22 protein-coding genes are annotated in these 24,977 nt (G+C 34.9%); 17 read left to right on the forward strand and 5 right to left on the reverse strand.

What is annotated here, in order from left to right; all coding sequences use genetic code 11:
- Positions 1 to 143 precede the first annotated feature (143 nt).
- The 5 genes from DOK78_RS04300 (at position 144) to DOK78_RS04320 (ending at position 5,263) form a co-directional block, all read left to right on the forward strand.
- Positions 144 to 1,481: a 6-phospho-alpha-glucosidase gene (locus tag DOK78_RS04300; protein WP_207942559.1), complete on the forward strand. Its 1,338-nt coding sequence runs from the start codon at positions 144 to 146 to the stop codon at positions 1,479 to 1,481.
- A gap of 80 nt (positions 1,482 to 1,561) precedes the next feature.
- Positions 1,562 to 3,136 (forward strand): alpha-glucoside-specific PTS transporter subunit IIBC, encoded by a 1,575-nt coding sequence (locus tag DOK78_RS04305; RefSeq protein ID WP_207942500.1) that lies wholly within the window; start codon positions 1,562 to 1,564, stop codon positions 3,134 to 3,136.
- Positions 3,137 to 3,194: 58 nt separating this feature from the next.
- Positions 3,195 to 3,956 (forward strand): MurR/RpiR family transcriptional regulator, encoded by a 762-nt coding sequence (locus tag DOK78_RS04310; RefSeq protein ID WP_207942499.1) that lies wholly within the window; start codon positions 3,195 to 3,197, stop codon positions 3,954 to 3,956.
- A gap of 11 nt (positions 3,957 to 3,967) precedes the next feature.
- The gene (locus DOK78_RS04315) at positions 3,968 to 4,375 is read left to right on the forward strand and encodes a hypothetical protein (RefSeq protein ID WP_207942498.1); all 408 of its coding nucleotides are present in this window, start codon (positions 3,968 to 3,970) and stop codon (positions 4,373 to 4,375) included.
- A 147-nt stretch (positions 4,376 to 4,522) separates the two neighbouring features.
- The gene (locus DOK78_RS04320; protein WP_207942497.1) at positions 4,523 to 5,263 is read left to right on the forward strand and encodes a class I SAM-dependent DNA methyltransferase; all 741 of its coding nucleotides are present in this window, start codon (positions 4,523 to 4,525) and stop codon (positions 5,261 to 5,263) included.
- Between the two features lie 95 nt (positions 5,264 to 5,358).
- Here DOK78_RS04320 and ppk1 read toward each other — a convergent pair whose 3' ends face one another.
- From ppk1 to DOK78_RS04335, 3 genes are all read right to left on the reverse strand, one after another.
- Positions 5,359 to 7,485 carry a polyphosphate kinase 1 gene (ppk1, locus tag DOK78_RS04325; protein WP_207942496.1) on the reverse strand — a complete coding sequence of 709 codons (2,127 nt, stop codon included), beginning with the start codon at positions 7,483 to 7,485 and terminating at the stop codon, positions 5,359 to 5,361.
- A gap of 17 nt (positions 7,486 to 7,502) precedes the next feature.
- A complete protein-coding gene (locus DOK78_RS04330; protein ID WP_207942495.1) occupies positions 7,503 to 9,044 on the reverse strand; it encodes a Ppx/GppA family phosphatase in 1,542 nt (513 codons plus the stop codon).
- A 163-nt stretch (positions 9,045 to 9,207) separates the two neighbouring features.
- The gene (locus DOK78_RS04335) at positions 9,208 to 9,687 is read right to left on the reverse strand and encodes a GyrI-like domain-containing protein (RefSeq protein WP_207942494.1); all 480 of its coding nucleotides are present in this window, start codon (positions 9,685 to 9,687) and stop codon (positions 9,208 to 9,210) included.
- Positions 9,688 to 9,795: 108 nt separating this feature from the next.
- Between DOK78_RS04335 and DOK78_RS04340 the strand changes: the two genes are divergently transcribed.
- Together DOK78_RS04340 and DOK78_RS04345 are read left to right on the forward strand one after the other, a co-directional pair.
- Positions 9,796 to 10,728 carry a helix-turn-helix transcriptional regulator gene (locus DOK78_RS04340; protein WP_207942493.1) on the forward strand — a complete coding sequence of 311 codons (933 nt, stop codon included), beginning with the start codon at positions 9,796 to 9,798 and terminating at the stop codon, positions 10,726 to 10,728.
- 53 nt (positions 10,729 to 10,781) lie between these two features.
- Positions 10,782 to 11,447: an HAD family hydrolase gene (locus DOK78_RS04345; protein ID WP_207942492.1), complete on the forward strand. Its 666-nt coding sequence runs from the start codon at positions 10,782 to 10,784 to the stop codon at positions 11,445 to 11,447.
- A gap of 114 nt (positions 11,448 to 11,561) precedes the next feature.
- On the opposite strand, the gene DOK78_RS04350 is transcribed toward DOK78_RS04345, so the two are convergent.
- Positions 11,562 to 12,101, reverse strand: a complete 540-nt coding sequence (locus tag DOK78_RS04350) for a DUF924 family protein (protein ID WP_207942491.1) — start codon at positions 12,099 to 12,101, stop codon at positions 11,562 to 11,564.
- Positions 12,102 to 12,103: 2 nt separating this feature from the next.
- Positions 12,104 to 12,685 carry an alpha/beta hydrolase gene (locus DOK78_RS04355; protein ID WP_207942490.1) on the reverse strand — a complete coding sequence of 194 codons (582 nt, stop codon included), beginning with the start codon at positions 12,683 to 12,685 and terminating at the stop codon, positions 12,104 to 12,106.
- Between the two features lie 32 nt (positions 12,686 to 12,717).
- Between DOK78_RS04355 and DOK78_RS04360 the strand changes: the two genes are divergently transcribed.
- The 10 genes from DOK78_RS04360 (at position 12,718) to DOK78_RS04405 (ending at position 24,949) form a co-directional block, all read left to right on the forward strand.
- Positions 12,718 to 13,695, forward strand: coding sequence for a VOC family protein (locus DOK78_RS04360; RefSeq protein ID WP_207942489.1), 978 nt, complete (start codon positions 12,718 to 12,720; stop codon positions 13,693 to 13,695).
- A 133-nt stretch (positions 13,696 to 13,828) separates the two neighbouring features.
- Positions 13,829 to 16,060, forward strand: coding sequence for an ATP-binding cassette domain-containing protein (locus DOK78_RS04365; protein WP_207942488.1), 2,232 nt, complete (start codon positions 13,829 to 13,831; stop codon positions 16,058 to 16,060).
- Between the two features lie 159 nt (positions 16,061 to 16,219).
- Complete coding sequence (locus DOK78_RS04370) at positions 16,220 to 17,602, forward strand: extracellular solute-binding protein (protein WP_207942487.1); 1,383 nt, start codon at positions 16,220 to 16,222, stop codon at positions 17,600 to 17,602.
- Between the two features lie 55 nt (positions 17,603 to 17,657).
- Complete coding sequence (locus tag DOK78_RS04375; RefSeq protein ID WP_207942486.1) at positions 17,658 to 18,539, forward strand: carbohydrate ABC transporter permease; 882 nt, start codon at positions 17,658 to 17,660, stop codon at positions 18,537 to 18,539.
- Complete coding sequence (locus DOK78_RS04380) at positions 18,539 to 19,360, forward strand: carbohydrate ABC transporter permease (RefSeq protein WP_207942485.1); 822 nt, start codon at positions 18,539 to 18,541, stop codon at positions 19,358 to 19,360. The genes DOK78_RS04375 and DOK78_RS04380 overlap by 1 nt, the downstream gene beginning before the upstream one ends.
- Positions 19,361 to 19,427: 67 nt before the next feature.
- Positions 19,428 to 20,456 carry a LacI family DNA-binding transcriptional regulator gene (locus DOK78_RS04385; protein WP_207942484.1) on the forward strand — a complete coding sequence of 343 codons (1,029 nt, stop codon included), beginning with the start codon at positions 19,428 to 19,430 and terminating at the stop codon, positions 20,454 to 20,456.
- Between the two features lie 242 nt (positions 20,457 to 20,698).
- Positions 20,699 to 21,724: a LacI family DNA-binding transcriptional regulator gene (locus tag DOK78_RS04390; protein ID WP_207942483.1), complete on the forward strand. Its 1,026-nt coding sequence runs from the start codon at positions 20,699 to 20,701 to the stop codon at positions 21,722 to 21,724.
- Between the two features lie 140 nt (positions 21,725 to 21,864).
- Positions 21,865 to 23,130, forward strand: a complete 1,266-nt coding sequence (locus DOK78_RS04395; protein ID WP_207942482.1) for an extracellular solute-binding protein — start codon at positions 21,865 to 21,867, stop codon at positions 23,128 to 23,130.
- Between the two features lie 82 nt (positions 23,131 to 23,212).
- The gene (locus tag DOK78_RS04400; protein ID WP_060792734.1) at positions 23,213 to 24,109 is read left to right on the forward strand and encodes a carbohydrate ABC transporter permease; all 897 of its coding nucleotides are present in this window, start codon (positions 23,213 to 23,215) and stop codon (positions 24,107 to 24,109) included.
- A gap of 15 nt (positions 24,110 to 24,124) precedes the next feature.
- Complete coding sequence (locus tag DOK78_RS04405) at positions 24,125 to 24,949, forward strand: carbohydrate ABC transporter permease (protein ID WP_207942481.1); 825 nt, start codon at positions 24,125 to 24,127, stop codon at positions 24,947 to 24,949.
- Positions 24,950 to 24,977 lie beyond the last annotated feature (28 nt).

The raw sequence follows: 24,977 nt of genomic DNA on the forward strand, positions 1-24,977 counted from the left end.
AAAAAAAGCGGGAAAATTTTCCAAAGTCTGACACATAGATTCAAAATCGTAAACGAGGATTCTAAAGCGTTTGCGCCTATTGAAGCGTACGAGAAAGCTTGTTATAACTCTAAGTGTAAGACAAACAGCTAAAGGAGACTTTTATTATGAATCAATCATCATCAATTGTTATTGCCGGTGGCGGTAGTACCTTTACCCCAGGTATTGTTTTAATGTTATTGGATAACCTAGACCGTTTTCCAATTCGTCAGATTAAATTTTATGATAATCTGTATGAACGCCAACAACAAGTTGCGGATGCTTGCGAAGTCATTATTCGTGAAAAAGCACCAGAAATTCAATTTGTTGCTACCACAGATCCAGAAGAAGCTTTTACAGATGTCGATTTTGTTATGGCACATATTCGCGTAGGCTTATATGCGATGCGTGAAAAAGATGAAAAAATTCCATTGAAATACGGTGTCGTTGGTCAAGAAACATGTGGACCTGGAGGCATTGCTTATGGTATGCGTTCAATTGGTGGCGTGTTAGAAATTGTTGACTATATGGAAAAATATTCACCGGATGCATGGATGTTAAACTATTCCAATCCAGCCGCTATTGTCGCTGAAGCAACGCGACGTTTACGTCCTAATTCAAAAATCATCAATATTTGTGATATGCCAATTGGAATTGAAGACCGTATGGCAAAAGCGGCAGGACTTGCTTCTCGAAAAGACATGGAGATTCGTTACTTTGGATTAAATCATTTTGGTTGGTGGACTGATATTCGGGATAAACAAGGAAATGATTTGATGCCTAAAATTCGTGAACATGTGAAGCAACATGGCTATTTGTTAGAAGAAGAGATGGAAGGTTCTCAGCATAGTGATGAAAGTTGGGTACAAACATTTGGGAAAGCGAAAGAAGTCTTTGAACTAGACCCAACCACTATGCCCAACACATATTTAAAATATTATTTCTTTCCACAAGATGAAGTCGCGCATACTAACCCAGAATATACACGTGCCAATCAAGTAATGGCAAGTCGTGAAAAACATGTTTTTTCAGAATGTAATCGAATTGCTCATGTGAATACGTCAGATGGAATGACATTGGAAATTGATGAACACGCATCTTATATTGTCGATTTAGCACGAGCAATTAAATTTAATACACATGAACGAATGTTATTAATTGTTCCAAATAATGGAGCGATTTCAAACTTTGATGAAACAGCAATGGTTGAAGTACCTTGTATTTTAGGTGCAAATGGTCCGGAACCACTGACACAAGGGAAGATTCCACAATTCCAAAAAGGCTTGATGGAACAACAAGTGTCGGTTGAAAAACTAGTAGTGGAAGCATGGATTGAAGGATCGTATCAAAAGTTGTGGCAAGCACTAATTCTTTCTAGAATTGTACCGGATGCTCGTACAGCCAAACAACTATTGGATGAGTTATACGAAGCAAACAAAGACTTTTGGCCAGAATTAAACTAACTTAGTTGGATAGAAGGTAGCTGATGATGCCTTCTATCTTTTAATCAAAAATGAAAAGGGATACAAGGAGGAAAAAAGTTATGATGGAGAAGTTTCAAAAATTTGGTGGAGCAATCTTCACGCCCGTTTTATTATTTACATTTTCAGGTATTATGGTTGCGTTAAGTATTGTCTTCACTAATCCCATGCTTGTTGGTTCGTTAGCCAATGAAGGAACGTTATGGACGAATGTCTGGACGATTTTCCAAAATGGTGCATGGACGGTTTTTAATCAAATGGAAATCTTATTTGCAATCGGTTTGCCATTAGGATTAGCGAAAAAGGCAACCGGACGTGCTGCGTTGGAATCATTTGTTTTATATATTACATTTACTTATTTTGTTAGTTCATTTATTCAGTTGTTTGGTCCATTTTTTGGCGTTGACTTTAATGCAGAAGTTGGTGGCGATAGTGGCTTAAAAATGATTGCCGGCATTAAAACATTAGATACAGGTGTCTTAGGGGCTATCTTAGTCGCAGCTGTAGTAGTTTGGGTTCACAATCGTTATTTTGATAAAAAACTCCCCGACTGGTTAGGTATTTTCCAAGGATCAGCTTTTGTTTGTATCGTAGGATTTTTTGTGATGTTTCTCTTGGCATTTGCTACTTGCTTGATTTGGCCAAAAATTCAATCAGGCATTGGTTCATTACAACATTTAATGGCGAATTCGGGAATTTTTGGTGTGTGGCTTTATACTTTTCTAGAACGGATTTTAATTCCCACTGGTTTACATCATTTCATCGCGGCACCATTCGTTTATGGACCAGCTGTTGTTGAAGGTGGTTTAACCCGTTATTGGATGGAACATATTCATGAATTTGCACAAAGTACCAAACCAATGATTGAATTATATCCAGAAGGTGGATTTGCGTTAACAGGTAACTCCAAAATTTTTGCGCCATTAGGGATTGCGGGTGCGTTTTATATGACTGCGAATCCTGATAAAAAGAAAAAAGTATTAACATTATTAATTCCAATTACGTTAACGGCAATTGTTGCCGGAATTACCGAACCACTGGAGTTTACGTTCTTATTTGTCGCACCGATGTTATTTGTTGTGCATGCGTTGTTAGCTGCAACTATGGCAGCTGTAATGTATCAATTTGGTGTAGTAGGCGATTTAGGAGCGGGCTTAATTGAACAAGCTGCTAAAACATGGATTCCTTTGGCACAAAATCACTGGCAAACATATGTATTACAATTTGTTATTGGTATTTGTTTTACGGTGCTATATTTCTTCGTTTTCCGTGCACTAATTTTAAAATTCAATTTAGCTACTCCAGGACGTGAAGAAGAGAAGGAAGAAGTAAAATTTTATAGTAAACAAGAATACCGTGAAAAACAAAAAGGAGACACAAACGAAAGTCCATTTTATGATCAAGCAGCAAGGTTTGTAGAAGCTTTAGGTGGCAAAGAAAATATTGAAACCGTCGCAAATTGTGCCACTCGTTTACGTGTGAGTGTGGCTGATGTGGAGAAACTAGCTAGTGACGGTATCTTTAGAAATCTAGGAGCTCATGGAGTTGTTCGTAAAGGGAATGCTGTTCAAGTGATTGTTGGGCTCGATGTTCCAATGGTAAAAGCACAAGTAGATCTAATTATGAAAGGAAAATAATTAACGCGTAATTTAGGGTGAATTTGGTATAATGGGAATAAAAAAAGGATGTTTTTAAATGGATATTGAAGCACGTGCACGCGCCTATTCACAAAATTTGAGTGAGACAGATAGAGAAATTCTTTCGTATATCTTAGAGCATAAGGAAGAAGTGACAAAATTAGGCATTGCAGAGCTGTCTCAACTCGTTCACGCTTCGAAATCCTCGATTATTCGACTAACAAAAAAACTAGAATTTAAAGGATTTTCTGAAATGAAATTCTATTTGGAACAATCGATGGATAAACAGCAAGTATCATCCTATTCTGAACAGGCGTTAATGCAGCTGCAAAAACAAGACTTAGAACAGACCAATCGTTTGATTCAACAAACGGATTTTACCGATATCATTTATGCGATGTATCAAGCAGAAACGATTTATTGCTATGGAACAGGATTTTCGCAAAAAAATTCATTATCAGAATTATCACAAGCAATGATGTATAAAGGAAAACGGATTTTAACGTTTCCGGCTAAACGAGAATTTGATATGAATATGCCACTGATTAGTCGGAAGGATTTAGTTATTTTTGTTTCGTTATCAGGTGAAACAGATGCAATCAAAGAAAATATTGATATGCTGACTTTGAGAAAGATACCAACTATTTCCATTACCAATCTTATTCAGAACTATCTGTCAGATAAAGCGATGTATAATTTGTTTTATTCGGCATCACCAATTTTTCTAACATCACAGATGAAAGATGAATTTTATTCATTTATTTCATTGAAATTAGTAATCGACACCTTAATTCGTAAATATTTTGAATATGTTCGTTGAAAGGAGTATCTATGTTAACGATAAAGAATTGGTTCTCTATAAAAAAATTGCCATTTTTTTTGCTGGCTTTTTGGCTAATCATTTTGACGATTTCTGGAGGATTATTTGCTTTCAATAGTACGCAAGTAGGGACAGAAAAATTATTGATGAATTCATCTTTAGGTTTGTATTTGTTTTTATTTTTTCTAGCAACGCTTTTAAAAATTCTCTTTTTTATCAATGAATGGCAACATAAAAAAGCATTATGGTTTTTATTATTTGCAGAAATTTTGTCATTTAATTTCATTAGCGTGTTACCAATTTATTTATTAGGTAAACATGCTAATGATACAACTAAGATGAAAAGTCAAAGTAAGATGATTGGTATTTGTTTAGGGTTAGTTTTATGTTTACAAGTCACCGTATATGTGAACCAATGATAAAAATAAAACGTGATTGAAAGTTAGGAAGAGCTTTCAATCACGTTTTAGTTAGTAGCGAGTTTTTTAGGCTGGATAATAATTTTATAATATGTCTGAAAGCTGGTATAATAACTAATAGTTTATCTGACTAATCGGAGGGAAATAATGTTTAAAGAATATGGACGTTTAAGTACTTTATTATATGAGCATACGAAGCCAATTGGGACATCTTTGGATGGAGATGTGGAATACTATTTTGAAAAATTAAAAAATGTGTCAGGACCAATTTTAGAAGCTGGAGTAGGAACAGGGCGTATGCTAATTCCTTTATTAAAAAAAGGTTTAGATGTAGATGGTGTCGACCTATCTAATGAAATGCTGGTTCAATGTCACACCAATCTGACAAAGCATGAGGTTACAGCGAACATTTACCAACAAGACTTATTAAAGCTAGCGATGCCGCGCAAATATCAAGCGATTATTATGCCGACAGGGAGTTTTTGTTTGCTGTCTAGAGACAGTATTAAAGATATCTTATTTAATTTTTTCAGTCATCTAGAAGATGGTGGGAAACTAATTGTTGATTTAGAAATGCCAATTGGATTTACTGAAGAAAAAATAAGCCAATCTCATTTTCTATTAGATCAAGATAAAGGCATTATTATGACAAATTTTAATGAAACGATTGATTGGTTTAATCAAAAAACCGTTTCTCTTAGCAAGTATGAATTAGTCGAGAATGGACAAGTAACACAAACGGAATATTCTCATTTTACAATGTACTGGTATGGTTTAAATGAATTTGAAATGTTGTTAAGTTTAGTTGGTTTTGTGGAAATTGAGCGGGAAGTTGGCTATGGTACGGACGCATCAGAGATAATCACGTATATCGCTACGAAAAAATAAACACGACAAGAATTTTCGTGAGATTCACTGTTTTAAAACAATACAGAGACAAATAAAAAAAGTTAGGCTTACTATTGAAGTAAGTCTAACTTTTTTTAATGGCTTTGCCATATTTTACGGATTTTTGATAACAAATTTGGATTTTCTTTGATGCTCATTGGAATGATTGTTTCTGAATTTGGTTGACTATGCGCAATGAAATATTCTTGTGCAGAAAATTCATTGTTTTCAATTAGACGACGAGAATGACCAGATGCTGTCAGATAATAAGCTTTTTTACGGTCTTTTCTGAAACTATCTAAAATGGTTAATAAATGATCCAAGGCAGGTCCCTTTTCAATTGGTGTTGCAATTTCAATTCGATGTAACATGTTTCGTGTCATAATGTCTGCTGAGGAAATCCAAACGTCTGCTTCTTTATCATTGGTATAAAAAGCATAGATACGGCTATGTTCCAAAAAACGGCCGACAATACTTTTCACTTCAATTGTCTCACTCAGATTAGGAATACCTGGTTTTAAGCAACATGCGCCACGAACGATTAAATGAATAGGAACCCCAGATTGACTAGCTTCATAAAGTTTATTAATCACTACTTTATCCGTAAGAGAGTTCATTTTAAAACAGATTGCTCCTTGCTTCGTTTGCTGATAGTGAACAATAGTTTGTTCTATTTTTTCGAGCAACTTTTGCTGAATACCATTTGGTGAAACTGCAATGCGTTGATAATTAGGAACTTGTCGATAGCCACTTAAATAATTAAAGAACGCAGTAATGTCTGCTACATACTCTTTTTTCGCAGTAAATAAACTAATATCTGTATAAATAGAAGAAGTTTTTTCATTGTAGTTTCCTGTACCAAAATGGACATATTGTTTAATTTGACGACCATCTTTTTTTACAATTAATAAAGCCTTACTGTGTGTTTTTAATTGATGTAAGCCATAACTAACATAGCAACCAGCTTCTTCTAATTCTTGAACCCAATGCAAATTATTTTCTTCATCGAAACGTGCTTTCAATTCTACAAGCACCGTTACTTGTTTGCCTTTCGCTGCAGCTTTTTTCAATGCGTTAACGACACGTGAATTAGGTGCCATCCGATATAATGTTTGTTTAATAGCGATGGTGTTGGGGTCTGCTGCTGCAGATTCTAAAAAATTCAAAACGATATCAAATGAATCGTACGGATGATGGAAAAGTAAATCATTTTCTTCAATCGCTTGAAATAGCTCTGCACCGTTTAATTCTTTATGGGTATTTCCAATAAAACGAGGGAATACTAGACCGGGAAAATCTGGTGCTAAACTATCTACAAATGGAAAAAGAAATGTTAAGTCTAATGGACCAGGTACCCAATATAAATCACGAACTTTTAATTGTAGGAGATTTGCTAGAATTAAGACACTTTCTTCAACTTCTTTTGACCACTCACTGCTAATTTCTAAACGAGAAGGGAGTCCTTTAGAACGTTCAATGATGTATTCTTCCATTTGAGTAAAAAGTTTTTCCTCTGTGTCTTCACGAAACTCTAAATCTTTATCATAAGTAATTCGAAAACAAAAGGAATGATCGATTTCCCAGCCGACAAAAATTTCAGGTAAATGACGGATAATTAACTGTTCAACAAAGAGATAGGTTTGCTCATTAGCCAATTGATGCAAGCGTGAAAAGAGTGGTGGCAAAGGTATTACCGCACGTTCAACTCGATTACCTTGATGAACTTGCACAAAAATATGAACTTTTTTCTCTGCTAATTTAGGAAAAGCATGATACGCATCTAAACCAATCGGCGTAACTGCTGGTAATAATAGTTCATAAAAGAAACTATCTGCTTCTTGAAGTTGTTCTGCAGATAATTCATTAATCGATTTCACAAATTTTTGATGTTTCGTTAATTCTTCAATCAGTTGATTGAAATATTGATATTGCAATCGTGTGTTGTTTAAATTTATTTCGTATAGCTTTAATAAAACGTCTTCTTGTGTCCAACCTGTGCGAGTGTCTTTATCTTTAGGTTGCAAGCGAGCTAAACTTTGAATGCTTGGCACACGCACCATAAAAAACTCATCTAAATTGCTACTTGCAATGGCTAAGAAACGTAATTTTTCTAATAAAGGATTTGACGGGTCTTTAGCTTCATGAATGACCCGACGATTAAATAATAACCAACTTAAATCTCTATGATAGTAATTGAGATTAGTAAACTCAGATACTTCCATTTTTTAATACTCCTACTCTATGCTTTCTTAAAATCAATAACCACTTTTTTATTAATTATATTTTCTAGATTTTTTTTCTGGCGATTGGCACGATATTCTTCAGCGACAGGATCAAAGGACCATTCTACTTTTAAGACAAAATATGTTTCTTTGTCTTTCAGAGAAAAATGGATAATTTCATTGACCGTAGTGATATTAAGTGCTTCACAAAATTTAATCAAACTACCCGCTAAACGAATATACTTTAATTCTTCTTCTGTGAACCATTGTTTAAAAGGTTTAACAAATAATTTGAACAAGGATTTATTTTTGTAACTGGCTAATAAAGCTAAAGAAATTCGTTCACGATGCGTAAAGCCATTTAAATTACTATTAGCTAGCAAATAAAAAGAATGGTAGGCGCTATTATCTTCTTCAATATAGGAACCAATATGATAAAGTTGTGAACCATAAGAAACATACGCTGTTAATTGCTCAATTTCGTCATTCATTAATTGTTTTTGTTTAATTTCATTGAGTAACAATTCGACAATTTGTGTTCTTTTTTTAGTGCGATAGTTATCAATTTGGTAAGTGTCTACAAATCGTTGGATGCTAGTCATCTTTACATGATGTGGACTGTATGTTGCGGGATATTTTTGATTCACAGATTCCATTAACAATCCTTCACGCAAGCCTTTATTACAAAAAATAAATTTGGGTGCGTGCACTTGTTCCATCAAAGCAATAAAAGTAAGGTTTGCAGGAATGATAATATCAGCACGTTCTTTGCTTAATCCGTCTAATGACTGCAACTCGGAAAAAGATAGAGAGGTGAACAAAGTGAGTGTGTCTTTTAAATCTTTCTTTTTCATTTCATATTGATGAATTCCTACGACTGGAAAATCAGTCATTCGTTCATGGACTGTTGCAATGTTTCGTGAACTACCGCCAATTGCAATAATTGGTATCTTGCGATCTTTTAACCATGGCAAAGAAGCGAATTGTTTTTTGAGATAACTATTTGTTTGTTCAAGTGCATGTTCATTATTGGGTGAATGCTCATTAAAAAAAAGTTGCTTTAAAGTCACAACGCCAAAAGGAAAGCTATGACTATATATGATTTCATTATCCTTAAAATAAGTGATTTCTGTACTACCGCCACCCATATCAATGGTATAGGCTTCTGAAAATGCAGTGGTACGTACAATAGCGTATTGCCCATAATAAGCTTCTTCTTTCTCAGATAATAAACGAATAGTAATACCTGTTTTCTTTTCGACTACCTCTAAGATTTCTTGGGCATTTTTTGATTGCCGAATAACGGCTGTGGCAGTTGCAATCATTTCTTCTAACGCATAGCTATGGGCAATCTCTTTGAATAAATTCATTACTCGTAGTAATTGATGAACACCAGTTTTGGTTAGTTCATTTTCTTCATCTAGAAATTGATAGAGACGAACAGGCAATTTGATATTTTGCAGTTCAGTAAATACCATCTGTTCATTTAATTGGTAAATGACTAAACGGACAGTATTTGATCCGATATCAATAATGGCAATATTTTTCTTTTTTTTCATCTATTTCCTCCATCAATAAGCTCAAGTAACTTGTTATTATTATAGTATAAGTATAGAAAGCAAAAAGCAGATTTTGGTAATATTTATGTAAATGAAGTGTTAAGATTGTAAAGGGAATAAAAAAAGAGAAACAGTCTGACTTCTACTGTTTCTCTTTTTTTTGTTATTTTTCAACTACAGGAATCCACATTTCACCAAAAACGTGATTATCGTGTGTACCCATTTCAACGGCAGCATTTGGTCCGCCAATGTATTCATAGTTTTGTTCTTCAACTAAAGCTTGTCCAAAAGCAAGACCTGTTAAGGTATCTTTTAATTCTTCAGAAGTTGCGGCTTCTGCTTTAACAATGACATACGTACCTTTTGGAAATTGGATGACGCGTGTCGCATCGGGTAACGTTTCGTTCGTTAAAACACCTACATAATACATCATTTTATTATCGTAGGCTTCGTTGACAGCGAAGACAAACTCATTATCGGCTAATACTTTTAATTTATCCAACGTGCCATCTGTCGTAATCTTTTCCCAAAAAGCGGCTTTCTCTTGAGCGATTCCCATATAATCAGTGTAATCACTGGTTAATTCTGTTCCAAAACCTAAAACTGTAAATGCGTCTTTTTCTACTAATGTGTAAACTGACATTGTAATCCCTGCTTTCTTTTGATTGTTTCAAATGCTGTCATTTCTCATTTGATACATTTATAATAAAGTCAAATCGTGTCAAAAAATGACACTGTTTAGGAGCGAACGATGAAAAAAACAGAAAGAATTCACACGATGATTCGTTACATTAATAATCGTGCACATTTTACCATTACAGAAATTATGCAAGAATTCAATATTTCTCGATCCACGGCTATTCGTGACATTCGAGAAATTGAAACAATGGGCGTACCGTTGATAGCAGAAGTCGGACGTGATGGAGGATATTCCGTCATGCACAACTCTTTTTTACCGCCGATTCATTTTTTAGATGCCGAAGTTAAAGCACTCTTTGTCGCATTTATGGCAACACGCAATCAGCAATTACCTTATTTAAAAAGTCGGCAATCATTGGCTGAAAAATTACTTTCCCTCTTGTCAGAAAATCAACAAGATGATTTGGTACTTTTAAATCAACTATTATTATTTGAAGGAACAAACCCTTATAATCCTGATTTATTAGACTTAGCTGATTTACCGCATCCTCTTTTAGAAAAAGTTATTCAATTGTTGTTGCTAAATCGTCATATCACATTACTTTCTAAAGAAAAACAGTTTGATGTGTATGTGCTGCATTTGTATCATGAAAAAGGCAATTGGTTTATCGAAGGGATTGAATTGTCGTCTGCTACTAAACAAATAGTTGCAGTGGGACAATTGCTAGATGTTGTACTCTATACAGGAAACCAACGCTGGCATCAAAGAAAACCGATACATGAATCGATGAATTTGATTGCGACGCTAGGGCCTAAAGCAATTGCGCAATTCAAGAAATATCATCCATTTAAATTAACCTTGGCATACACAGATCCGTATCAGATGCGAGCGATATTACGAACGTTTGTAGATGAAAAGAATCCCGAAGAATTGCTAGAAATGGTGAACTGGTTTTTGTTTTTAGGAACAGAGATAGCGATTCAAGAAGCACCTTCTGCCTTTATGAACGCTTTAAAGCAACGTTGTTTAGTGGAAATAGACTAGGAAAAGTTTATTAAGTACGTTAAGATAAAAGAAAAAGAAAGTGAGCAGAGGGAATGAAAGCAATTATTTTTGACTTTAATGGCACCTTATTCAGCGATACAGCATTACATGAAGAAGCTTGGCAACAATTTATTCAAGAAGTGTTAGGCTATCAACTTTCAGAAACAGAATTCGCTAAAATTCACGGGCGTACCAATCATTTAACCATGGAACGCCTATTAAATCGCCCATTATCGAAAGAAGAGGGCGAAACTTTTTCAAATCGTAAAGAAGCGATTTACCGAGAGATTGTCTTAGAGAAAGAGCATGATCAATTAATTGATGGTGTGACAGAATTTTTTGATTTATTACAGCAAAAAGGGTATTCGATGAATATCGCAACGGCATCACCACGTGTGAATGTGGCGTTTTATTTTGATTATTTTCAATTGAATCGATGGTTTGATTTTGAAAAAGTTGTCTATGATAACGGCACATTAAATAGCAAACCTGCACCTGATTATTACGTGCAAGCTGCAAAAAATATCAATGCCAATCCACAAGAGATGGTGGTGTTTGAAGATTCTCCGATTGGCTTACAAGGCGCTGCCAATGCGCAAGCCAAACAGATTATTGCCGTTTCAACCAATGGAAATCATCAAAAATTAGAAGAGACGGGTGTTGTTGATTTTGTGATTGATGATTTTCGTGATGAACGTTTGATTCAATTATTTTCTTAAAAGTTCATTGCGATAGAAAAAATCCGAGCGCTAGAGAGATTCTTGTAAAGTTTCAATAAGAATCTTTCTAGCGTTCGGATTGTTGTTGTTCCTCAATTTGCATGTGGGTTGTTGCTAAAATGATGAATTTGGTTCTTTTAAAAAGGCCACTTCTTCTTCTGTTGACAGACGACCTAGTACTTGATTACGATGTGGATAACGTCCAAATCGTTTAATAATCGCATAATGTTGTTTTTCATATTCAAAATTTTCTTCTAATCCCGGTTGGTCAAATAAAATCATAGCTTTATTGTGAATCATCAACGATTCTGAGTGCATAAACGGCATATATAAGAAACTGCGTTCAACATTGGATAGTTCATTGATATCCGGATGTGCTAATGCTTCTTGAGCTAAGATTAATGCCATACCATCCGTGGCGAAAGCTTGAGATGAATGACGGAAGAGATTACGAGAAAATTGGTCTAAGACAATGATTTCTGCTAAGCGTCCGTGAATAGTTTCCCGCCAACTAACCAATTCACCCGCAGCAGCTTGTTTGTGTAGGTTGGTGAAACGCTCCGCAATCAATTGATCGACATCTGTGCTATTAAACCATTGTTCAGGGGTTAGTTCGTTAAACCAAAAATGTAAGACTGCTTGAGATTTCATCATAATCATTCTCCTAATCGTTTTTGAATGTCATTGACTTCTTGTTCGGTCAATTGGTGTCCGCCATCAGTTAAAATCATTGTTGTATTTGGGAAAAATTGTTTTAATTCTTCAGTTAATTTTAAACCATCACCCGGCAGACTAATGTTGTCTTGTGCACCGACTGTTAAATAAATTTTCACTTCACTTGATTGGTTGAATGAATAGACGAGGCGACTCGGATGCAGTAGAATAACAGTATCCGCAATATCAGCATGTTGTTCAAGCAAACCAAGAATAAAATTTGCACCATTGGAGTAGCCAATTAAAATGATTTCTTGATATTTTTGAATAAAAGTAAGAAGTTCTTCTTGAAAAAATTGTGTCGTTTGCTGGTCAAACTCTTGTCGATTGAGTTGTCCGTCAATTAACGGAGCAAAAAAGCGACGTTGGCTGCCTTCTGATACCGAACCAAGAAAACTTAAGAGGCTCGCTTGTGGAAATAATTCTGCTACTGTCGTTAATAGTTGATACTCATTACCACCGGTTCCATGAAAGGCCAGAACTAGTTGTTGTTGAGTAGCTCCTTCTTGAAAAAAATAATCCATGACTAACCTCCTAAAAAGAAAGGAATTATATTATGTCTGCACGTATTCATCACATTTCTATTGTGAATCGCTTTATTCGACCGACATTTGACTTTTATCATAATATACTCGGTTTAAAATTACTAATGAAAACAATTAATCAAGACGATCATACCATGTATCACCTGTTTTTTTCAGATAATCACCACCGTGTGGGAACTGAACTGACTTTTTTTGAAGTACAAGAAGGGAACAACCAGTTTTTTGGAACCAATACGATTGAACGAACAATACTAAAAGTTCCTTCTGAAGCATCATTGCATTTTTGGGAAATATATTTTGAAACACAAGGCGTCTGCCATTATGGAATCGAATCATTTTCTGGACGACCTATCTTACGTTTTGAAGGGCCAGATGCAACACAATTGGCTTTAGTTCCCTTACGCGAATTTGAAGATATTGATGATTATTTCCCGTATGTCACAGATCAGATTCCTACCGAGCATGCTATTTTAGGAATTGATGCCATTCAACTACGCGTACAATATTCCGATGCGACTGAACGAGAATTATTGTCGCTAGGCTGGCAGCACAAAGAATACGTCAATTTCTTTTCGGGTCATCAAAGAGTGACAATCTTAGAAAATCAAGACACTCAGTTCTATCAAGAAGTTCAGATTATTCAAGATCGTGAGAATCCAATTGCCGTTGAAGGGATTGGTGGTGTCCATCATGTTGCGTTTGGCGTAGAAAATAAATCTGATTTACAACGCATCGACAAACAATTACAAGAGCGCAATTTTATAAATTCAGGAATAAAAGATCGTGAATTTTTTGAATCACTTTATTATCGTGACCCAAATCAATTATTGATTGAAATTGCTACAGGGGAAGGAAACCTAGACGCAAAAGCGTATGAAAATCAAAGTCCACGCTTTGAAGAAATTCCTTTATTTTTACCGCAGTACTTAAATTTCATTCGTGAACAAGTGGAGCAACAATTAGCTAATCAAATCCATGACGAAGAGTAAGAAGAAACAATGACGTTTCTTCTTCTTTTTTTCTTGATTTTTATACCGCTTTCTTGGTAAACTAAACGTCTGCCAAAAATACCGTGTCTCATTGAAACATTCTCAACTATTTCAAAATAAAGGGGAGTACCAAATGAACGAGTATATTGAAATTATCCACGCAAGAGAAAACAACTTAAAAAATGTCAGTCTCAAAATTCCCAAAAATAAAATTACTATTTTTACCGGCGTCTCTGGCTCAGGAAAATCATCGATTGTTTTTGATACTATTGCCCAAGAAGCTGGTCGTCAACTGAATGAAACCTATGATAGTTTTACCCGTTTATTTTTACCTAAATACAGTCGTCCAGAGGTTGATGAGATTAATAATCTTTCTACAGCGATTGTGGTCAATCAAAAGAAGATTGGTGGCAGTGCGCGCTCAACGTTAGGGACGATTACTGACATCAATGCGTTATTTCGTGTGTTGTTTTCACGTTTTGCAACACCTAGTTTAGGATATGCAAATGCTTATTCATTTAATGATCCTAGTGGAATGTGTTCTGTCTGTCAGGGGATTGGTAAGACGATTGCATTAGATGTTGAAAAAGCAGTCGATCATGAACGTTCCTTAAATGAAGGGGCGATTTTACTTCCAGGATTTACAGTAGGCTCATGGTATTGGAAATTACACGCAGAAACCGGCCTATTTGATCCTGATAAAAAAATTAACAAGTATACACCAGAAGAATATCAGCTCTTAATGTATGCTGATGCACAAAAAATTACAACGGCAGAAACTGGTGATATGAATGTCACGTATGAGGGCATTGTAACGCGTTTTATGCGTACCACTATTCATACTGAAAAGGAAACTAGTAAACGTGCCGCCAAAGTGATTGAAGAATTTACAGTTATGAAAGCTTGTCCATCGTGTGCAGGCAAACGTTACAATTCTGAAGTGCTTGCTTCAACGATTGATGGCTACAATATTCATGATGTGACATCCGTTCAATTAACTGAATTGATTGAGATTTTGAAAGAAATTGATAATGAAACACGTCATCCAATTATTATTGGGATTCAAAAGCGTGTACAAGACTTAGTTGATATTGGTTTGGGATATATGGATTTATGTCGGGAAACCAACAGTTTATCAGGTGGAGAATCACAACGCGTCAAAATGGTCAAACAATTAGCGAGTAGTTTAACGAATATGATTTATATCTTTGATGAACCGAGTACAGGGTTGCATCCTCGCGATGTCTATCGTTTGAATGAATTATTGCGGAAAATTCGTGATGTAGGTAACACGGTTTTAGTTGTTGAACATGATCCAGATGTAATTCAAATTGCGGACTACATTGTTGATGTAGGTCCCTTTGCCGGTACGCACGGTGGAGAAATCACCTTTACAGGTAGCTATGAAGAATTACTCCAATCAGATACCTTAACTGGAAAATCATTAAAACAATCCCTACCTATCAATGAACAACCAAGGCTGGTAAATGATTATTATGAAAGTCAGTCTAGTTCTTTGCATAATTTAAAAAATATTCAGCTGCGAGTACCAAAAGGGATTTTCACAGCTATCACTGGTGTGGCGGGTTCAGGTAAAAGTACCCTGGTTAATCAAGTATTTGCGAAAGACTATCCAGATGCCATTCAAATTAATCAAACACCGATCCATACAAATAAACGTTCAAACCCAGCAACATATACTGGAATCATGAATAGCATTCGAAAATCCTTTGCGAAAGCAAGTGGCATGGATGCTGGTTATTTCAGTTACAATTCAAAAGGTGCTTGCCCGGAATGTAACGGAAGTGGAACGATTGAATTAAATCTATCTTTTATGGATAAATCTGAAGTAGAATGTACACACTGTCATGGAAAAAGGTACAATCCTACTGTTTTAGAACATGTCTATCAAGGAAAAAATATTGTTGAAGTAATGGATATGACGATTGAAGAAGCAGTTGTCTTCTTTGATGCGAAAGACATTCAACGCAAATTAAAAAACTTGCAAGAAGTAGGAATTGGTTATCTAACATTAGGGCAACCAATGGATACTTTATCTGGAGGAGAAGCGCAACGTTTGAAATTAGCGAACGAATTAAAGACAAACGGGAATATTTATATTTTAGATGAACCAACAACAGGTTTGCATATGTCTGATGTCAAAAACGTTATCCGGATTATCAATAACTTAGTTGAAAAAGGGAACACAGTGATTGTGATTGAACATAATGTCGATGTGATTCGCAATGCCGATTGGGTCATTGATCTTGGCCCAGACGGCGGCCGTGATGGTGGCGAAATTCTTTTTGAAGGTACTGTTAAAGAGTTGAGAGAATCAACAACGATTACTGGAAAATATGTGTAGATAATCATAAAAAGCATTCAGCAGAAGTTGAATGCTTTTTATTTATTGTTAATGTAAAAAAAACATTTTTTTGAAAGCGCTTGACACACTTTGAGTTTAACGTTAAACTATCTTCGAAAACTAAAGTTTAACGTTAAACTAAAATTAGGAGGATGTTTTATGAAGAAAAAAGTCTTAAGTGCTTTATTTTCGATGTTGTTGGTAACGAGTTTGGCTGCATGTTCTTCTGGAGGTGATAAAGCAAGTGGTGGTACAAAAGATGAGAATGCAGATAAAGGTTTGGAAGTTTTAGGTGATACGGTGACATTTGATCCTAACAAACTTGTTAATGAGGGAGAGCCGATTACTATTGAATATTGGACTTGGGGAGAGAACGATCCAACATTGAAAATGGCAGAAGCTTATGAAGAAATTTATCCAAATGTGGAAATCAAAGAAGTTATCCAACCATGGGATGATTTTTGGACAAAACTACCACTTTCCTTAAAAGGAAAAAATGGACCTGCTGTTTTCAATATTCATAATTCACAGCATGATTTAATCATGCCATATTTAGAAGCGTATGACATTCCTGTTGAAAATTTACAAGCCGATTTTAATTCTGTTGATCCACATATTATTGATGGTAATGTTTATTATACGGATAGTGTGATTAACACAGGAAATATTTATTACAACAAAAAGCTTTGGGAAGAGGCAGGATTAACAGATAAAGATATCCCTAAAACATGGGAGCAATTTAGAGGGATTGCCAAAAAATTAACTAAAACAGATGGTGATAAAATTGTACAAGCTGGTTTCAACTATAATGGCGAAACATATAATGCATTATATCAAGGAATGAATTATCAAAAAGGTGAATTATTATTTTCTAAAGATGGTAAAGTAGCAAACTATGATAATTCTGTTACCATTGAAAATACTCAATTTTTTGTTGATTTATATGAAAAAGATAAAGTAGGGTCAAAAGACTTCGGTGACGACTCTACTATGAGCTTCGGTAATGGCCAGACAGCGATGGTTTACAAATGGGGTTGGATGGTTGGCGAATTAGAAGCTAAATATCCTGACATTGAGTATGGCGTGTTTGCCACACCAACGCCAACAGAAGAAGTACCATTTGCATATGATCGATTTAATGGTGAAAGCACACCTGGGATTAATAAAAATCAAACAGAAGAACAGCGTGCAATCGCACAAGATTTCATCCGTTTTTGTTTAGCGAACGATGAATATTCAGTCACTGCTGGTTTAACGATGGCTTCTTTCCCAACAAAAAAATCATTAGCAGATAATCCTAGAATTTTAGAAGACCCCGTATTAAGCGTGATTGCACCACGTGTAGAACGTTTAATTTGGCCAGGAGCCTTTCCATCAACCATTGAAACTTCTGCAAAACAAACAATTGAAGATATTCTTTACAATGGTAAGTCAGTTGAAGTAGCTGTCAAAGAAGGACAAGAACGCATGGATAGTGACATGAAGAATTCTGATTTTACTTCGTTAGAAAGTAGTTATCAATTCTTTGATGAAGCTAAATAAAATCGATAGCGCTGATAATTAATTTGTCAGCGCTTTATATAAAGGAGAACAACGAATGGGTAGTAGAAGTCGAGTTAGTTCGAATATTTTTAGTTTAAGAAATGTTACGATTCTATTTTTAGTGGGTTATTTTGGTATTTTTGTTATTTATCCTATTTATAAAGCTTTTGCGGGAAGTCTGCATGATTGGAATCCTTTAATAGATCAATATGACTTTGTAGGGTTAGCTAATTTTAAAAATGTTTTAACCAATCAATTATTTTGGAGTTCAATCTCTAACACGTTTATTTTTGCTTTTTTCTCAGTAATCTTTCGTATAATTATTGGTTTAGGGTTAGCTATCTTGCTCTATTCGAAATTAGCAAGATTTAAGACTTTTTTTAGAGGAATGTTTTATATGCCAACAATTACTCCATTGGTAGCAGTATCTTTTGTATGGATGTGGTTATATAATCCCCAATTTGGTTTGATTAACAAAGTATTCCATATAGATATTAATTGGTTGAAAGATTCACATTGGGCACTACCAGCAATTATTATTATGACAATTTGGAAAGATTTTGGTTATGCTACTGTTATTTTTTTAGGTGGTTTAATGGGGCTACCAGAAGATGTATTTGAAGCTGCAGACATGGATGGTGCTTCAAAATGGCAACGCTTTGTAAATATTACATGGCCTTTGTTGAAGCCAACAACCTTATTTGTAACAATTACGTCTTTAATTTCATATTTACAAGCGTATGTGCAAATTTTGATAATGACTGAAGGCGGTCCAGGAACCTCCACGTATGTTATTTCTTATCTAATTTTCGATGAAGCTTTCGTTAAATATAATTTTGGTGTTGCTTCAGCCATGGCAATTATTCTATTTGTAATAATTGGTATTTTGACGGTGATTATGTTTAAAATAACTGGGGAAAGTGAGGGACTTGCTTAATGAATGCAGAACGAATAAAAACGATTTTTTTTAATACAATTCTACTAATTATTGCGTTAATTACTGTCGTTCCGTTTATTTGGATGTTGATTTCTTCTTTTGCACCAAATAGCGAAATAGTGAAAATTGGGGGAAGCTTTTTTCCAACACCATCAACATTTTCTAACTACACAAGCATTCAGGAACGCTTTAATTTTATGCGAATGTTCGCTAACAGCTTAGTTGTTTCTTTAACAGTCACCGTGTTGACTATTTATTCAAGTGCTTTAGTTGGTTTTGTCTTTGCAAAATTTAAATTTCGTGGTCGTAATATATTATTTGGGATGGTTTTAAGTTCTATGATGTTACCATGGGCAGTCACCATTATTCCTAAATATGAAATGATGGTTAACTTCGGTTGGTTAGATACTTACAAATCATTAATTATTCCATCTATTGTGAGTGGTTTTGGCATTTTTATGTTTCGTCAATCTATTTCACAAATCTCTGATGAAATGTTAGAAGCTGCCAGAGTTGATGGTGCTTCCGATTTTTTCATTTTTCATCGAATTATTTTACCAATGTCTAGAAACACCATTTCTAGTTTAGCTATTTTTCAGTTCTTGTGGAGTTGGGAAGATTTCTTATGGCCATTCTTAATGATTAATGATGAGAACAAGCAATTAATTTCTGTAGGATTACGTTTATTTAATGGACAATATGGGACAGATTATGGAGGTTTATTTGCGGCCACCTCTATTTCAATTATTCCAGTTATTATTGTGTATATCGTTTTCCAAAAACAATTTATTGCCGGTATTGCAAGTGGTTCAGGGAAATAGAAATTATTACTTAAAAGAAAGGGTGTAGGGTATACTAGAGGTGATTAGATAAAAGGGAGGACAACCTATGAGAGTGACAATTAAGCAAATTGCTGAAGAAGCAAACGTTAGTGTAACAACCGTATCAAATGTCATTAATAAAAGATCTCATCGTGTTTCCAAAGAGAAAATTGCCTTAATAGAAAATATTATTGAAAAGTATAATTACATTCCTAATATGAATGCGCGATCCTTAGTGCAATCTTCTTCTAATTTAATAGGATTGCTTTATTTTTCGGCTATTGATAATGCTGATTTTGTATTTTCTGATCCATTTACCGCAGAAGTTTTGTCTGGAATTGAGGAACAGGCAAAGAATCATGGTTATTTTGTATTGGTGCATAATGTTAATTCAGCAGAAGATGTTAAAACTATTCAGAGAAATTGGCGTTTTGAGGGGTTCATTGTTGTTGGTGTACGTGTAAAAGAATTTTTGGAACTAAATAACGTTTTTGATGGCCCTGTTGTTTATATTGATACGCATCTTTCAAAAGAAACATTAAGGGAACTTGAACAACAAACGAATCGTTTATTTGTAAATACAAATGATTATCAAGCTAGTACATTGGCAGTGGAACATTTGATTCATTATGGTCATGAGAAAATAGCGTTTCTTTCTTTTGACTACATTGTGGGTGAGCCAAGTGTTATTCAAGAACGACATCAAGCTTATATCGATACATTAAAGAAATATCATTTAACCTTTAAATCGCATTGGATATATAACAACTCTGAATTTGAGCGAATTTATCAAGAATTAGCTGAATTTACTGCAATTGTTGTTACTGGAGATTATTTAGCGGCTAAATTAGTAAAATTTTTAAAAAATAAGAATAAACGAGTGATGGAACAATTATCGATTATTGGATTTGATGATATTACTTTTGCAGAATTAATGGACCCAGCGTTGACAACAATACGACTAAATCCAGGTAACAAGGGGGCGATTGCTTTTCACCAACTGATTGGACTGGCCAAACAAGAAGAAATAAAAAATCAAGTACTACTATTAGAGGGAGAATTGATTTCTCGAGACTCTGTTCACAAAATCAAATAAAAAAGCTCTGTGAAATAAGTATAGTTAACAATAAAATATCCGAACGATAGAGAGAATGGACTGTGATCTAGCAGTTCCTCGTCGCAAATTCACTAGAATTAGCGTTACTTACTCCAAATTGTTCGGATATTTTTTCTTGTTTTAATTATGTCACAGTGCGTATTTTTAACGAAATTTGCTTATTTTCAAAATGTATGATTATATTTTAGTAAACACTTTCAAATATGAAAAGAGGAGCTATTATGGTAGGAATTAGGGATGTTGCAAAACGGGCGGGTGTGTCCATTGCAACAGTATCGCGTGTGCTAAATGAGGATCCGACACTTTCAGTAACCGATGAAACCAAACGAAAGATTGCAGAATCGGTTAATTTTTATCATTATGTCAAAAAAAGTCCCGTTGCAAAAAATTTAACGAATATTGCATTGATAACGACGGTTTCTGAAGTAGATGAATTGGAAGATCCCTATTTTCGAACGATTCGCAGAGGAATTCAAATCGAAGCAGAACAAAGCAAAGTCAATTTGAAAAAAATTATTCGTTTATCAGAAACACCATTGGAGCAAGACGATTTGTTAAAATGTCAAGGTGTGTTGATTATTGGGCAGGTATTATCTTCTGTGATTGAAGAAGTGTCGGCAATTAATTCGAATGTCGTAGTGATTGACGATCCTAGTATTGAAGCTGAAGTAGATGCAGTGTACACCGATTTAACGAAAGCAACGAATCAGCATTTAGATCGGTTGTATAAAAAAGGCCACCGAAACATTGCGTTTATTGGAGGAGGACGTGTCCGTTTAGATAGCCAAGGAAATAAACACGTGTCAGATGATGATTATCGAAAAATAGCCTATGAGACGTGGATGAAACAAAAAGGATTAGAAAAATATAGTCAAATTTATTTAGAAGGCTGGACCACACTTGACGGAATGCAGGCAGCAGATTTACTTTTGAAAAAACATGCTCAAGATAAGTTGCCGACTGCTATCATGGTAGGAAATGATCCTATTGCTGTGGGTGTTTATCGTTCACTTCAAAAAAATGGCCTACATATTCCAGAAGATATTTCGATTGTGAGTTTTGATAATATTGAAGTTGCCGAATTTTTAACACCTGCATTAAATACGGTGAATGTGAATACAGAAGAAATTGGAAAACTAGCAGTTCGCATGGTTAATGAACGAATAAAAGAAGTTAGAAAAGTTTCGATCCAAGTGATTGTTTCTAATAATATTATTGTTAGAGAAAGTGAAAAAAATATCGATTAAAAAAGTAAACATCCAAAAATTTGGGTGTTTACTTTTTTTGTTTACTAATATTTTTAGTAAAAAATATTGACAAAACATTAAGTAAACAGTTATAGTGTTGTTAACAAAAAGAAAACGCATTCAAAACAGGAGGAATTAAGATGAAACATTTCAAAAAAATAGCCTTAACAGGGTTAGCTGTTTTAACTGGGACATTACTCGCGGCATGTGGTGGGGGAGATAGCAATTCTAAAGACGGGCAAGTAACTTTAAGCTATGCGAGTTGGGATACTGACCAAGCTCCAGGATTAAGAAAAATGTTAGATGAATTTGAAAAACAAAATCCTGATATCAAAGTAGAAATGGAGACAACGCCTTGGGATCAATATTGGGTTAAATTAGAAGCTGCAACAACGGGAGGTAATATGCCAGATGTAGTAACCATGCACTCTAGCGAATCCTATAAATATATGTCACAGAATGCTTTGATGGGACTTGATGATGTTATCAAAGAAAATGATATTGACATGGGAAACTTTACTGAAGGAATTGCTGATTTCTATACACTTGAAGACGAACTATACGCAATCCCTAAAGATGCTTCTGTAGTGGGACTATGGTACAACAAAGAATTATTTGATAATGCAGGTGTCGATTATCCAGATGAAACATGGACATGGGAAACACTCAGACAAGCTGCAATTGATTTAACAGATGAATCAAAAGGCATCTATGGTTTTGCATCACATATTGGGACAGAGACTGGTTACTGGCCATTTATTTATCAAAATGGGGGAGAAGTATTTGCCGATGACAATACAAAATCAGGTTTGAATACCCCAGAAGCACAAGAAGCTTTAGCTTTTTATCGAGATATTGCACTTGTGGATCATGCTTCACCAACAATTACAGAATTACAAGACCCTGATAAGTTAAGTCGTTTTCAATCAGGTAGATTAGCAATGATGATTGAAGGAAACTGGTTTGCACCGGGATTTTTGAAAAATGACTATCTAGTTGAAAATGCTGCTTCTGCCGTGTTACCTAAGGGAAAAGTTAATGCAACAATTACAAATGGACTTGGTTGGGCTGCCAGTGCGAATACAAAACACCCAGAAGAAGTGAAAAAACTAATGGCATTTTTAGCTAGTGAGGACGCCAATAAAATCCAAGCGGAAACGGGTGCATCAATCCCAGCACTAAAAGGCTTTGAAGACGAGTGGGCTGCTTCTTCAGATACAATTGATTTGAGTGCTTTTGGAAAAATGTTGGAGTATGGAGTCCCTCGTCCATACAATAAAGATGGATTACGAGCTGAACAAGCAGAAGTTCAAATTATCAACCGTATTCTTTCTGGTGAAGTAACTGTTGAAGATGGAACCGCTCAAATTGAAAAAGAAGTCAATGCGATATTGAGCGGAAATTAAATTAGTTAATTATACAATATACAGGCGAAAGGATTCTATTTCGTCTGTATATTAATGGATGAATACCAAAAAGGGGGATATTATGAAAAATCGAATTTTTGGAAAATATCGTAAAGATCAAGTGATATGGGGCTATATTTTTATTTTTCCAACGGCATTAGGATTAATTTTATTAAATATATGGCCAGCAATTCAAACAGCAATTTTAAGTTTTCAAAAAACAGTGGGGTTCGGTGATACTGAATGGGTCGGATTAAGAAATTACCAAAAAATGTTTGCAGACGGTGAAGTTTTTCAGTCTTTATTAAACACGTTAATTTATGCAGTGGTTTCGATACCTAGTATTGTTGTATTGTCCTTATTGGTGGCAGTTTTAATGAATAGAAAAGTTAAGGGATTGTCGATTTATCGGACAATTTATTTTCTACCAGTCGTTGCTGCACCATCCGCAGTCGCAATGATTTGGCGCTGGATGTTCAATAATGATTATGGACTGATTAATAACATGTTGGCTAAAATAGGTCTCGATGGACCAGCATGGTTAACGGATCCATCGATTGCGATTTATTCTATTATCATTGTAGGAGTTTGGAGTGCTATTGGTTATAACATGGTGTTATTACTAGCCGGCTTACAAGAAATTCCTAAAGACTATTATGAAGCAGCAGAGATTGATGGTGCTAGTCCAATCCAGCAGTTTTTCAACATTACGTTACCATTAGTTACACCAACATTATTTTTTGTAGTTGTAACAACAGTTATCAATGCTTTCCAAGTATTTGATGTTATTTTTATGATGATTACTCCTAATAGTACCGCCATGTTTAAATCACAATCATTAGCCTATTTATTCTATAAACATTCATTTATTTTAAATGACAAGGGATATGGTTCGGCAATCGTTATGTTCCTTTTAGTGATTATATTAATTATTACTGCAATTCAAATGAAGTTGCAGAAAAAGTGGGTAAACTATTAAGGAGGCTATCAAATTATGAAAAACAAATTTTTTTCAAATGCGCCAATCCATATCATGCTTATTTTAGGTGGTATTGCAATGGCATTACCTTTTATTTGGATGATTTTAACTTCAGGGAAAACGTTGGTTGAATCTACCCAAATTCCACCTACAATTTTCCCTGAGAAATTTCAGCTAAGTAACTATCAACAAGTACTTGATTTATTACCATTCATGGCTTTTTATATCAATACATTTTTAATGGTTGTTGGACGAGTGATTGGCTCGGTTTTATTTTCAGCAATGGCTGCATATGCTTGTGCGCGTTTAAATTTTCCAGGGAAAAATATCTTTTTCAGCTTAGTACTTATTCAAATGATGATTCCCGGTTCAATTTTTATTACTCCGCAGTATTTATTAGCACAAAAATTGGGTATTTTAAATACAATTCCAGCGTTAATATTACCAGGGGTAGTTAGTGCGTTTGGTACGTTTTTATTAAGACAATTTTTCTTAGGTTTACCTGATGAATTGGAGGAAGCGGCCTATTTAGAAGGTGCTAATATTTGGACGATCTTTTTCAAAATTATGTTGCCGCTTGCTAAATCAGGATTGGTTGCACTTGGAATATTCACAGCGTTGTTTGCATTTAAAGATTTAATGTGGCCATTGATTGTCAATACTTCAATTGATAAGATGCCTTTAGCTTCAGGTTTAGCAAACTTACAAGGACAATATGCCACGAACTTCCCACAATTAATGGCAGGTTCGTTATTAGCAATTTGGCCAATGGTTGTGATATTCATCGTTTTCCAAAGAAAATTCATTGAAGGAATTGCTACAACAGGTGGTAAATTATAAAACTATTAATTAGTGATTGGAGAGTAAC

The organism is Enterococcus sp. DIV2402 (assembly GCF_017426705.2).
GTDB classification, from domain to species: domain Bacteria; phylum Bacillota; class Bacilli; order Lactobacillales; family Enterococcaceae; genus Enterococcus_F; species Enterococcus_F lowellii.

Excerpts from the sequence above, each read along its gene's own strand:
- DOK78_RS04305 (WP_207942500.1), top strand. The coding sequence starts at position 1,562 with ATGATGGAGAAGTTTCAAAAATTTGGTGGAGCAATCTTCACGCCCGTT.
- DOK78_RS04310 (WP_207942499.1), top strand. The coding sequence starts at position 3,195 with ATGGATATTGAAGCACGTGCACGCGCCTATTCACAAAATTTGAGTGAG.
- DOK78_RS04315 (WP_207942498.1), top strand. The coding sequence starts at position 3,968 with ATGTTAACGATAAAGAATTGGTTCTCTATAAAAAAATTGCCATTTTTT.
- DOK78_RS04320 (WP_207942497.1), top strand. The coding sequence starts at position 4,523 with ATGTTTAAAGAATATGGACGTTTAAGTACTTTATTATATGAGCATACG.
- ppk1 (WP_207942496.1), bottom strand. The coding sequence starts at position 7,485 with ATGGAAGTATCTGAGTTTACTAATCTCAATTACTATCATAGAGATTTA.
- DOK78_RS04330 (WP_207942495.1), bottom strand. The coding sequence starts at position 9,044 with ATGAAAAAAAAGAAAAATATTGCCATTATTGATATCGGATCAAATACT.
- DOK78_RS04335 (WP_207942494.1), bottom strand. The coding sequence starts at position 9,687 with ATGTCAGTTTACACATTAGTAGAAAAAGACGCATTTACAGTTTTAGGT.
- DOK78_RS04340 (WP_207942493.1), top strand. The coding sequence starts at position 9,796 with ATGAAAAAAACAGAAAGAATTCACACGATGATTCGTTACATTAATAAT.
- DOK78_RS04345 (WP_207942492.1), top strand. The coding sequence starts at position 10,782 with ATGAAAGCAATTATTTTTGACTTTAATGGCACCTTATTCAGCGATACA.
- DOK78_RS04350 (WP_207942491.1), bottom strand. The coding sequence starts at position 12,101 with ATGATGAAATCTCAAGCAGTCTTACATTTTTGGTTTAACGAACTAACC.
- DOK78_RS04355 (WP_207942490.1), bottom strand. The coding sequence starts at position 12,685 with ATGGATTATTTTTTTCAAGAAGGAGCTACTCAACAACAACTAGTTCTG.
- DOK78_RS04360 (WP_207942489.1), top strand. The coding sequence starts at position 12,718 with ATGTCTGCACGTATTCATCACATTTCTATTGTGAATCGCTTTATTCGA.
- DOK78_RS04365 (WP_207942488.1), top strand. The coding sequence starts at position 13,829 with ATGAACGAGTATATTGAAATTATCCACGCAAGAGAAAACAACTTAAAA.
- DOK78_RS04370 (WP_207942487.1), top strand. The coding sequence starts at position 16,220 with ATGAAGAAAAAAGTCTTAAGTGCTTTATTTTCGATGTTGTTGGTAACG.
- DOK78_RS04375 (WP_207942486.1), top strand. The coding sequence starts at position 17,658 with ATGGGTAGTAGAAGTCGAGTTAGTTCGAATATTTTTAGTTTAAGAAAT.
- DOK78_RS04380 (WP_207942485.1), top strand. The coding sequence starts at position 18,539 with ATGAATGCAGAACGAATAAAAACGATTTTTTTTAATACAATTCTACTA.
- DOK78_RS04385 (WP_207942484.1), top strand. The coding sequence starts at position 19,428 with ATGAGAGTGACAATTAAGCAAATTGCTGAAGAAGCAAACGTTAGTGTA.
- DOK78_RS04390 (WP_207942483.1), top strand. The coding sequence starts at position 20,699 with ATGGTAGGAATTAGGGATGTTGCAAAACGGGCGGGTGTGTCCATTGCA.
- DOK78_RS04395 (WP_207942482.1), top strand. The coding sequence starts at position 21,865 with ATGAAACATTTCAAAAAAATAGCCTTAACAGGGTTAGCTGTTTTAACT.
- DOK78_RS04400 (WP_060792734.1), top strand. The coding sequence starts at position 23,213 with ATGAAAAATCGAATTTTTGGAAAATATCGTAAAGATCAAGTGATATGG.
- DOK78_RS04405 (WP_207942481.1), top strand. The coding sequence starts at position 24,125 with ATGAAAAACAAATTTTTTTCAAATGCGCCAATCCATATCATGCTTATT.